General features: G+C 71.4%; 11 protein-coding genes. All 11 read right to left on the bottom strand.

Features of this window, described 5'->3' with window-relative positions; all coding sequences use genetic code 11:
- Nucleotides 1-1,067, bottom strand: a 1,067-nt coding sequence (locus ACWDD7_RS31675) for a homocysteine S-methyltransferase family protein (RefSeq protein WP_450459925.1), incomplete at its 3' end; no start/stop codon positions are given.
- Complete coding sequence (locus ACWDD7_RS31670) at nucleotides 1,064-2,047, bottom strand: carbohydrate kinase family protein (RefSeq protein WP_450459924.1); 984 nt, start codon at nucleotides 2,045-2,047, stop codon at nucleotides 1,064-1,066. The genes ACWDD7_RS31675 and ACWDD7_RS31670, both read right to left, overlap by 4 nt.
- 1 nt (nucleotide 2,048) lies before the next feature.
- Nucleotides 2,049-3,257: a methionine adenosyltransferase gene (metK, locus tag ACWDD7_RS31665; RefSeq protein ID WP_450459923.1), complete on the bottom strand. Its 1,209-nt coding sequence runs from the start codon at nucleotides 3,255-3,257 to the stop codon at nucleotides 2,049-2,051.
- Between the two features lies 1 nt (nucleotide 3,258).
- A complete protein-coding gene (locus ACWDD7_RS31660) occupies nucleotides 3,259-3,501 on the bottom strand; it encodes an acyl carrier protein (protein WP_351878493.1) in 243 nt (80 codons plus the stop codon).
- Between the two features lie 48 nt (nucleotides 3,502-3,549).
- On the bottom strand, nucleotides 3,550-4,020 hold the full coding sequence (gene acpS, locus ACWDD7_RS31655) for a holo-ACP synthase (RefSeq protein WP_450459922.1): 471 nt from the start codon (nucleotides 4,018-4,020) through the stop codon (nucleotides 3,550-3,552).
- Nucleotides 3,986-4,864, bottom strand: a complete 879-nt coding sequence (locus ACWDD7_RS31650; RefSeq protein WP_351878499.1) for a class-II aminoacyl-tRNA synthetase family protein — start codon at nucleotides 4,862-4,864, stop codon at nucleotides 3,986-3,988. Before ACWDD7_RS31650 ends, acpS begins: the two co-directional genes overlap by 35 nt.
- Nucleotides 4,865-4,947: 83 nt before the next feature.
- The gene (locus ACWDD7_RS31645; protein WP_450459921.1) at nucleotides 4,948-5,838 is read right to left on the bottom strand and encodes a diiron oxygenase; all 891 of its coding nucleotides are present in this window, start codon (nucleotides 5,836-5,838) and stop codon (nucleotides 4,948-4,950) included.
- Nucleotides 5,839-5,877: 39 nt separating this feature from the next.
- On the bottom strand, nucleotides 5,878-6,951 hold the full coding sequence (locus ACWDD7_RS31640) for a class I SAM-dependent methyltransferase (protein WP_450459920.1): 1,074 nt from the start codon (nucleotides 6,949-6,951) through the stop codon (nucleotides 5,878-5,880).
- A complete protein-coding gene (locus ACWDD7_RS31635) occupies nucleotides 6,948-7,778 on the bottom strand; it encodes a class I SAM-dependent methyltransferase (RefSeq protein WP_450459919.1) in 831 nt (276 codons plus the stop codon). Before ACWDD7_RS31635 ends, ACWDD7_RS31640 begins: the two co-directional genes overlap by 4 nt.
- A 63-nt stretch (nucleotides 7,779-7,841) precedes the next feature.
- On the bottom strand, nucleotides 7,842-8,357 hold the full coding sequence (locus ACWDD7_RS31630) for a MaoC family dehydratase (RefSeq protein WP_351878511.1): 516 nt from the start codon (nucleotides 8,355-8,357) through the stop codon (nucleotides 7,842-7,844).
- An 82-nt stretch (nucleotides 8,358-8,439) separates the two neighbouring features.
- Nucleotides 8,440-9,612 carry a trans-sulfuration enzyme family protein gene (locus ACWDD7_RS31625; RefSeq protein ID WP_450459918.1) on the bottom strand — a complete coding sequence of 391 codons (1,173 nt, stop codon included), beginning with the start codon at nucleotides 9,610-9,612 and terminating at the stop codon, nucleotides 8,440-8,442.
- Nucleotides 9,613-9,732 lie beyond the last annotated feature (120 nt).

Below are 9,732 nucleotides of genomic sequence, written 5' to 3'. Positions count from 1 at the left end.
CGGAACTTCTTCGACCCGTTCGCGTTCGTGCGCTCGCCGATCGCCAGATACGACGTGTCCTGCCGGAACGGCACCGACTGGTACAGCGACGCGGCGCCCGGCTCGGGGTGCGGGTCGCGGGCCGGCGGGGTCAGGCCCCGGACCCGCTCCACCACCTGGCGCAGGTGCTCCGGGGTCGTGCCGCAACAGCCGCCGACGAGCGAGAGGCCGTACTCACGGACGAAGGTCTCCTGGGCGTCGGCCAGATCCCCCGGACCGAGCGGGAAAGAGGCCCCGCCCCCGGTGAGGACGGGCAGACCGGCGTTCGGCATGCACAGCAGGGGGATGCGGGCGTTGCGGGCGAGGTGGCGCAGGTGTTCGCCCATCTCCGCGGGTCCGGTGGAGCAGTTGAGGCCGATCATGTCGATGCCCAGCGGCTCCAGGGCCGTCAGCGCGGCGCCGATCTCGCTGCCGAGCAGCATCGTGCCGGTCGTCTCGAAGGCCATCGACACGAGTAACGGCACGTCCACGCCGAGCCGTCGCATGGCGCGCCGGGCGCCGATGACCGACGCCTTGGTCTGGAGGAGATCCTGGGTGGTCTCCACGAGCAGCGCGTCGGCGCCGCCCGTGAGCAGGCCCTCGGCGTTCGCCTGGAAGCCGTCCCGGATCGTGCCGTAGCCGATGTGGCCGAGGGTGGGCAGCTTGGTGCCGGGGCCCATGGAGCCCAGGACCCAGCGCTGACGCCCGTCCCGGGCCGTGTATCCGTCGGCCGTCTCCCGGGCGATCCGGGCGCCGGCCTCGGAGAGTTCGAGCACCCGCCCGGCGATGTCGTACTCCGCCATCGCCGCGTGGTTGGCCCCGAAGGTGTTGGTCTCCACACAGTCCACGCCGACCGCGAAGTAGGCATCGTGGACGGAGCGGACGATGTCCGGGCGGGTGACGTTGAGGATCTCGTTGCAGCCCTCCAGCTGCTGGAAGTCGTCCAGCGTCGGCTGCGCGTCCTGGAGCATGGTGCCCATCGCCCCGTCGGCCACCACCACCCGGGTGGCGAGCGCCGTGCGCAGGGCCTCGATCCGCGCGGCCGTCATGCCAGGCCCCGCAGACGTGTCGCCAGATGGGCCGCGCAGCCCACGCCGTAGGTCGTGCGCAGCCGGGTGAGCAGGGGGTCCCGGTACAGCCGGTACTCCTGGGTGCCGACGTAGTCCAGCGCCGTGGCGGCCACGACACAGCCCAGCTGGGCCGCGCAACGCTCCGGCACGTCCCATGCCGTGGCAGCGAGGAAGCCCGCGCGGAAGGCGTCACCGACCCCGGTCGGATCCACCACACCGGGGACCGGCACGGCGGGCACGGTGAGGTCGGGGCGGCCTTCGCGGCGGACGCGGGCCCCGGCGGCGCCCTCGGTGGTGACCCAGCAGCCGACGCGGCGCAGCACCTGGGGCGCGGTGAGGCCCGTACGCTCCAGGAGCAGCGCGGCCTCGTACTCGTTGGTGAACAACCAGCGGGCGCCCTCGACGAGTTCCAGCACTTCCTTGCCGCTGAGGCGCGCCAGCTGCTGGGAGGGATCGGCGGCGAAGGGAATGCCGAGGTCCCGGCAGGCGCGGGTGTGGCGCAGCATGGCCTCGGGGTCGTCGGGCGAGATCATGACCAGGCCGAGGCGTCCGGTGCGCTCGGCGACCGCGCGCAGATCGATCCTGCGGGCCTCCGCCATCGCGCCGGCGTAGAAGGTGGCGATCTGGTTCTGCGCGCGGTCCGTCGTGCAGACGAAACGTGCGGTGTGGTGGTCCTCGCTGACCAGCACGGAGTCGGTGTCGACCCCGTGCTGCTTCAGCCAGACCCGGTAGGGCTCGAAATCGGCGCCGACCGCGCCGACCAGTACCGGCCGCAGACCGAGCAGCCCGAGGCCGAACGAGATGTTCGCTGCCACGCCGCCACGCCGGATCTCCAGTTGGTCGGCGAGGAAGGACAGGGAGACGCGGTCCAGTCGGTCGGCCAGGAGCTGGTCGGAGAAGCTCCCCGGGAAGGACATCAGATGGTCGGTGGCGATGGAGCCCGTGACAGCGATGCGCATCTCAGCCCTCCACACTCCGCCGCAGGGCAGCGGCCCGGTCGGTGGACTCCCAGGTGAACTCGGGGAGTTCACGGCCGAAGTGGCCGTAGGCGGAGGTCCGCGCGTAGATCGGGCGCAGCAGGTCCAGGTCGCGGACGATCGCGGCCGGACGCAGGTCGAAGACCTCGGTGATCGCGGCCTGGATGCGCTCGACCGGCGCGTACTCGGTACCGAACGTCTCCACGAACAGGCCGACCGGGTCCGCCTTGCCGATCGCGTAGGCGACCTGGACCTCGCAGCGGCGGGCGAGACCGGCGGCGACCACGTTCTTCGCGACCCAGCGCATGGCGTACGCCGCGCTGCGGTCCACCTTGGAGGGGTCCTTGCCGGAGAACGCGCCGCCGCCGTGCCGGGCCATGCCGCCGTAGGTGTCGATGATGATCTTGCGGCCGGTCAGGCCCGCGTCGCCCATCGGGCCCCCGGTCTCGAAGCGGCCCGTGGGGTTCACCAGCAGCCGGTAGCCGTCGCTCTCCAGGCTCACCCCCTGCTCCGCGAGCGCCTTGAGCGTCGGCTCCACCACGAACTCCCGGATGTCCGGGGCCAGCAGGGACTCCAGGCTGATGTCCGCGGCGTGCTGGGAGGAGACGACGACGGTGTCCAGGCGCGCCGGGCGGTCGCCGTCGTACTCGATGGTGACCTGCGTCTTGCCGTCCGGCCGCAGGTAGGGACAGGTGCCCTGCTTGCGGACCTCGGTCAGCCGGCCGGCCAGCCGGTGCGCGAGATGGATCGGCAGCGGCATGAGCGCGGGCGTGTCGTCGCAGGCGTAGCCGAACATCAGGCCCTGGTCGCCCGCGCCCTGCCGGGACAGTTCGTCGCTGTTGCCCTCCGCGCGGGCCTCGTAGGCGGAGTCCACGCCCTGCGCGATGTCCGGCGACTGGGAGCCGATCGACACGGAGACCCCGCAGGAGGCCCCGTCGAACCCCTTGGCCGAGGAGTCGTAGCCGATGTCGAGGATCGTGTCGCGCACCAGCTGGGCGATCGGGGCGTACGCGCGGGTCGTGACCTCGCCGGCGATGTGCACCTGGCCGGTGGTGATCAGGGTCTCGACGGCGACGCGGGAGGCCGGGTCCTCGGCCAGTAACGCGTCCAGGACGGTGTCGCTGATCCGGTCGGCGATCTTGTCGGGGTGGCCCTCGGTGACGGACTCCGAGGTGAAGAGCCGCCGGCTCACCTCACTTCACCTCCGCGAGGAAGAACGCGGCCTCGATGGCGTCGAGCGTGCGGAGGGAGTCGACCTCCAGGGTGTCCATCTCGATGGCACGGCCGCTGTACTGCTCCAGCAGGAAGACGAACTCCACGAAGGACAGCGAGTCGATGAGCCGGTTCTCGATCAGGTCGAGGTCGCCCGGGATGTCGTCGCGCTGCGGGTGGCGCTTGAGGATCCAGTCCTTCACCTGCTGCAGGCCGTCGGTCATGGCGGTACTCCTAACGAGGATCGAGGAAGAGTTGGGGGAGCGGGCGTCTCACGGCTGGTGCCGGGGATCGCCGATGATGGGAGCGGCTACGGCCACCGCGTAGTCCACGTCGTGGCTGATGCTCACCGTGATGTCCTGGATGCCGGATTCTGCTGCCATCTGTGCGGCGGTGCGGCGCAGTTCGACCAGCGGCCAGCCGCCGTCCGAGCGGTGCACCACGATGTCGCGCCACGGCAGGAGCCGTCCCTGGACGCGCAGGGTCTTGAACGCCGCTTCCTTGGCCGCGATCCGTCCGCACAGGCTGAGCGGATCGAGGCCGCTGGACGTACGGCAGTCGTCGAGTTCGCCGGGGTTCAGCATCCGCAGGAAGAAGTCCTCGCCGTAGTCGTCGAGGAGCAGGCGGACGCGTTTGACGGACACGATGTCCATGCCGAGGTTCGCCCAGCCCGTACCGCCGCCCTCGGCGGTGGGGTGGGCCGGCACCTCACACCACCGGGCCGACCGGAGTGAGGCGGTCATCGGCCGCGCGTACGGCTTCGGCGGCGGCGGCCCAGCTGCCGTGGCGCCGGGTGAGGGCCGACAGCCAGCGTTCGAGGCCGAAGGCGACGCAGCTGGTGGAGGCCGGTTCGCCGGTGCCGGCGAGGGTGATGGAGCAGCGGTCGCCGAAGAAGTTGCGATGGGTGTTGACGGAGGCGATGGCGAGGTCCTCGAAGAGGAACTCGTGCTTGACCGGCGACAGCCGCTGCAGCAGCGCCTTCGAGCCGCCCTTGTCGAAGAAGGGGTCGCTGGCGGCCTCCCGGCGCAGCGGAAGGTCGAGGGCACGCGCGAAGGCGGTGATGCGCTCGGTGAACGCCCGCAGGTGCGCGTCCGCGTGCTCACGGCTGCCGAGGGCGACGATCTCCCGCATGCGGAAGCCGAGTTGGCGGCGCAGCCCCTCGTAGCGCTCCTCCTTGCGGAAACACCAGCCGACCACGGTCACCAGGGTGTCGTCCGCGACCTCGCGGCCCTCGTGGTCGAGGTAGACGGCGTAGCAGGAGGCGGAGGGCAGCCCCAGTTCGGCGGGCTGGAGCGAGCCGCAGGGGAAGCAGCCCGTCTCGGCGCAGTACTCGCCGCGGCGGTCGACGTCGATCGCGGTGGCGACGACGGCCTGGTGGGGGAAGTTCTCGTAGTAGTCGAGCCGCTTGAGGTCGGCGGCCGGCAGCAGCGGGGGCATGGTCATCGGGCGGGCCCCGGCGGCCACCCCCCACTTCTCGAAGGTGTCGTCGAGGAGCCGGAGCAGGGCCGTCGCCTCCGCTCCCAGGGAGGGCAGGCCACGGCTCTCTCCCGGGGAACACGGGGGTGCTGTGGATATGGTTTCGGGCACGGTGGTGGACCACCTCTCGGTTCGCTGGACCGGCCGTCCCGGTCATCGGGCGGGACGCGCCGGAGGGGCTGAGCCGCGCCGGATCAGAGGACCGGCAGGGTGTCGTCGGAGAAGATCCCGGTCTTCCGGAAGAAGGCGAGCGGCTTGCGGATCGCCCGGCGCTCCTGCTCGCGCCTGCGCTCGTCGGCGAGCAGGGCGTTGCGCAGACCCAGCGGGTCGGCGATGCCGGCGTCGCGGTAGACGTGCGGGTTGTAGAGAGAGTTGACGCTGAAGACGACGTAGCGCTTCAGGTAACTCTCGACCTCGCGCAGCCGTTCGGTGCCGACCGCCTCGCGCATCCGCCGGAACAGCAGCGACACCAGTTCGCGGCCGAAGGCGATGTGCCGGGACTCGTCCTGGTGGTGGATGCGGTTGACCTGGCGGATGGTGTCGCAGAGCGTCTCGTCCTGCGCCATCCTGGTGTTGTAGTGGTCGACCAGCTCCTCGAAGAACAGGATGCGGGCGAACACCAGGAAGTTCTCGACCTCGGGCTCCCAGGCCGAGTCGGCGCTCATGGTCATCGACGAGTAGATCTTGCCGCCGTAGCGCCGGCAGAACTCGGAGAAGAACCACATGTGTTCGTTCTCCTCGCCGATGAAGTGGTGGAAGAAGTCGGACGGCACCTCGAAGCCGGGCATGTGGATGCGGCCGACGACCTCGATGAGCAGTTCGCGGATGCCGTGCACGTTCAGGCTGTAGAAGTTGATGGACTCCCACTTGGACAGCCGGCGCAGGGTCTCCTGGTCCAACTGGTCGTAGTACGGGGTGCCGTGGACGGTGAGCAGTTCGGGGCTCATCCACATGCGGTTCTCGTCCAGCGTGTCGGGCCAGGCGAACTGCTGGTACGGGTTGTAGTAGTCCTCGATGGACTTCTCACTGAGCCGTTCGAGGATCTCCAGGAAACGGTCGTTGACGGGAAGGGCCGTGGCGGCCATGTTTTCTCCTGTCCGCTGCGTGTGCGGTGTCTGAGCTGGTCAGGGCCGGACCTCGTAGACGGCGTTCACCGGTGTCTCGGTCGCCCGCCGCCAGCGGGTGAAGCCCGCCTCCTCGGCGATGGCGCGGAAGGCCCGCTCCCCGGAGTGGTTGCCGAGCGCGTGCGGGCCGCGCTGGGCGAGGGCGACCGGCAGGCACATCACCGCGGACAGCGCCATGAACATGCGCGCCGGCGGGGTGTGCGTGTGGATGTCGGCGGGGGAGACGTTGGACTCCACCAGCATCCACGTGCCGTCCGGGTCCAGGGACTTGCGGACGTGCTGGGCCGCGGCCACCGGATCGCCCATGTCGTGCAGGCAGTTGAAGAAGGTCACGAGGTCGTAGCCGGTGCCGGGATAGTCGTCGGCGGACGCGGTCTCGAAGACGACCCGGTCGCCGAGGCCCTCGTCGTCGGCGAGCTGCCGGGCGATGGCGATGGCCTCCTCCGAGTAGTCGAAGCCGTACACCCGGGCGTGGGGGAAGGCGCGGGCGATCAGCCGGGTGGTGTGCCCGACGCCGCAGCCGACGTCCGCCGCGGTGCCGCCGTCCGCGAGCTTGTCGCTCACCTCGTGCAGCGCCGGTATCCAGTCGCTGAGCAGCCGGTGCTGGTAGGTGGGCTGGAAGAAGCTGCCCATGCCGGTGTCGAGCGCCGGGTCGTGCTCGGCCCAGCCGACGCCCTCACCGCTGCGGTAGGCGTCCAGGAGCAGGTCCTCGGTTGCGTACAGCGCCTTGAGCGCGGTGAAGAACCCCGCGGCGTAGGTGGGTGCTTCGGGCTGCGCGAGCACGGAGGCGTGCTCGGCCGGCAGGGTGTACTTGTCGGACGACGGGTGGCGCTCCACATAGCCCGCGCTGAGCTGGGCGTGCAGCCACTCCTCGGCGTAGCGCGGCGCGATGCCGGCGCGCAGGGACAGTTCCCCGGGGGTGAGCGGGCCCTGCTGCGCGAGGACGCGGTAGAGGCCGAGCCGTTCGCCGAGGGACACGGACAGTCCGCGCACGGCGGCCGCGGCGTCGTCGATGATGCGCTGGTGGAAGTCGGCCGTGGGGTCGGTGTGCCCGGGGCCGGGGGGCTGGGTCATGAGGTGGTCTCGTCTCGGATCGCCGTGAACAGGAAGGAACGCGGCACGCGCGGGGTCTCGCGCGGCGGCACCGGGTAGGGCCAGCGGCCGAAGTCGGCGCCCTCCTCGCCCGGTTGCCTGACCTCCTGGACCGTCCAGCCGCAGGAGACGAGCAGCTGCTCCGGCTCCTCGGTGCCGAACAGCCAGGGGTTGCCGTCCTCTTCGAGCGCCTTCATGAAGGGCCGGGACAGCGGGTTGCGCAGCGCGGCCTCGCTGATGACGTCGCCGAGCAGGACGGACCCCGGCGCGCTGTGCCGCCACAGCGTCGTGATGAGGGTGCGCACGGCGTCCTCGGGCAGGAAGAACAGCAGGCCCTCCACCACCCACAGGGTGGGCCGCTCGGCCTGCCAGCCGGCCTCCTTGAGGGAGCCGGTCCAGTCCTCCCTGAGGTCGACGGCGACGGTACGGCGTTCACGCCCCGCCGGTTCCGGCTCCCCGGCGAGCATGGCGGCCTTGGCCTCCAGCAGCGCGGGCCGGTCGAGTTCGTAGAGGGTGATGCCGTCGGGCCAGGTGAGGCGGTAGTGGCGGGTGTCCATGCCGGCCGCGAGGAACACGACCTGCCGCAGACCCCGATCGCGCACCGCGCGCTCGATGGCGCGGTCGAGGTAGGTGGTGCGGATGGCGAGGAACGGCACGGTGCCCGCGCCCGCGTAGCGGTCGAGCAGCTCGAAGCCGGTGGTTCCGGCGACGGTGCGGGCGTAGGGATCGGCGAACAGCCGGTCCTCGCGTTCGGTCTCCAGGGCCCGCGCGGCGGCGGTCCACTGGGCGGTGCGGGATACGGCCTCCACGGGAGGTCTCCCTTCGGGGCAGCGCTTCGTCAGCGCGAGCGATGGGTGTGCGGACCGCCGAGTTCAGCGCTGTCGGGCACAGCAGGCGACCGGGTCCTGCGCCGCGGACATCGACGAGGGGGCCGCGGTGGAGGGTGCGGCGGGGCGCCGCCGGAAGATGCTGTGCAGGATCATGCTGAACACGACCGTCCCGTCGGCGGCCACCAGCTCGCAGCGGGGCTGGACGATGCCGGTGGCGGGGTTGCCCAGCGCGGGGCGTGATCCGAGGATCTCGACCCGCGCGGTGAGGACGTCGCCCGGGCGGACCGGCCGGCGGTAGCGGACCTCGTCGATGCCGGGCGAGCCCTCGCAGGCGCTGTAGGCGAGCAGGCCGTCGACATAGCGCCGCATGAAGAGCGCCGAGGTGTGGAATCCGCTGGCGATCAGCCCCCCGAAGGACGACTGCTTCGCCCGCTCGGGGTCGATGTGGAAGGGCTGCGGGTCGAAGCGCCGCGCGAAGTCCAGCACCTCCTCCTCGGTGACGGTGACGGTGCCCAACTCATGGACGTCACCGGTGCGGAAGTCCTCGAAGTAGCGCATGGAGCCCCCCTCTGGGCGGACGAGCCGGTTCTCTGGGCCTCATTCAATCTACGAATCGGCCGTTTATTTTGTCAACCCAAAACTACGGTCGATTCAAAGCTGTGTCGATGTCCGCCCAGAGGTCCTCCGGATGCTCGATGCCGACCGACATCCGCACGGTGCCCGCGCCGATCCCGGCGGCCGTGAGCGCCGCGTCGTCCAGCTCCCGGTGCGAGGTGGACGCCGGGTGCGTCACCAGCGTCTCCACGCCGCCCAGCGACAGCGCCAGGCGCGCGACCCGGACCCGCTCGATGAACGCGCGCCCCGCCTCCCTGCCGCCGGCGAGGTCGAACGAGACCATGCCGCCGCCCCCGTCGAGGAGCTTGCGCGCGCGGTCGTACGAGGGATGCCGCGGGAGCCAGGGCCAGTGCACCGCGGCCACTCGCTCATGCGCGGCGAGGCGCTGGGCCAGGATCTCCGCGCCGGCGCAGTGCTGCCGGATGCGCAGAGGGAGGGTCGGCAGGCCGCGCAGGGTCAGCCAGGCCGCGAACGGGTCGGCGCAGGCGCCGAGTTCGACGGTGCGGGGCCACACCCGGTCCCGCACGCCCGCGTCGGCGAACACGGCCACGCCGCCGAGCACGTCGGAGTGCCCGGCCAGGTACTTCGTCGTGGAGTGCACGACCACGTCGGCGCCGTGTTCGATCGGGCGGCACAGCACCGGCGAGGCGAGGGAGTTGTCCACCATGCCGAGCACGCCGTGCCGCCGGGCCTCGGCCAGCAGGCCGGTCAGGTCGGGGACTCGGCCCGTGGGATTGGCGATGGTCTCCAGGTGCAGCAACCGGGTGGCGGGGCGGACCAGTCGGGCGAATTCGGCCGGGTCGTCGCCGCTGACGTAGTCCACGTCGATGCCGTACCGACCGGCGAGGTCCGAGAGGACGGAGTACGTGCCGCCGTACAGGCAGCGCCCGGCGATCACGTGATCGCCGGGCCGCAGCAGTGCCAGGAGTACGCCGCTGATCGCGCCCATCCCGGAGGCGAACGCGATCGCGGCGGCCCCGCCCTCCAGGTCCGCGAGGGTCTCTTCCAGTGCCCGGACGGTGGGATTGCCGCGCCGGGAGTAGACGTACGCCCCGCCCGGTCCGCCCATGGCGTCGGCCAGTTCGGCGGCGGAGTCGAAGGCGAAGGCCGAGGACTGGACGATCGGCACGCTCAGCGGCCGGCCGCCGGTCGTCGGGGGCTCGTGCCGCACCTGCACGGCGCGGGTCTGCATGTCCATCAGAGGGCTCCTCCGTACATGGGACAGGGCCGTCCGCTCCGGTTGCCCGGGGCCGGACGGCCCGTCGAGGGGTTCGTTGTCCGGATGGACGGCGGTCCCGGCGGAGGATGCATGCCGGTC

The sequence above is a fragment of the Streptomyces sp. NPDC001056 genome (genome assembly GCF_053598955.1).
This window is presented reverse-complemented; position numbering and strand designations above follow the sequence as displayed.

Coding starts and splice junctions, on each gene's coding strand:
- ACWDD7_RS31670 (WP_450459924.1), bottom strand. CDS start 2,047: ATGCGCATCGCTGTCACGGGCTCCATCGCCACCGACCATCTGATGTCC.
- ACWDD7_RS31660 (WP_351878493.1), bottom strand. CDS start 3,501: ATGACCGACGGCCTGCAGCAGGTGAAGGACTGGATCCTCAAGCGCCAC.
- acpS (WP_450459922.1), bottom strand. CDS start 4,020: ATGACCGCCTCACTCCGGTCGGCCCGGTGGTGTGAGGTGCCGGCCCAC.
- ACWDD7_RS31645 (WP_450459921.1), bottom strand. CDS start 5,838: ATGGCCGCCACGGCCCTTCCCGTCAACGACCGTTTCCTGGAGATCCTC.
- ACWDD7_RS31640 (WP_450459920.1), bottom strand. CDS start 6,951: ATGACCCAGCCCCCCGGCCCCGGGCACACCGACCCCACGGCCGACTTC.
- ACWDD7_RS31630 (WP_351878511.1), bottom strand. CDS start 8,357: ATGCGCTACTTCGAGGACTTCCGCACCGGTGACGTCCATGAGTTGGGC.
- ACWDD7_RS31625 (WP_450459918.1), bottom strand. CDS start 9,612: ATGGACATGCAGACCCGCGCCGTGCAGGTGCGGCACGAGCCCCCGACG.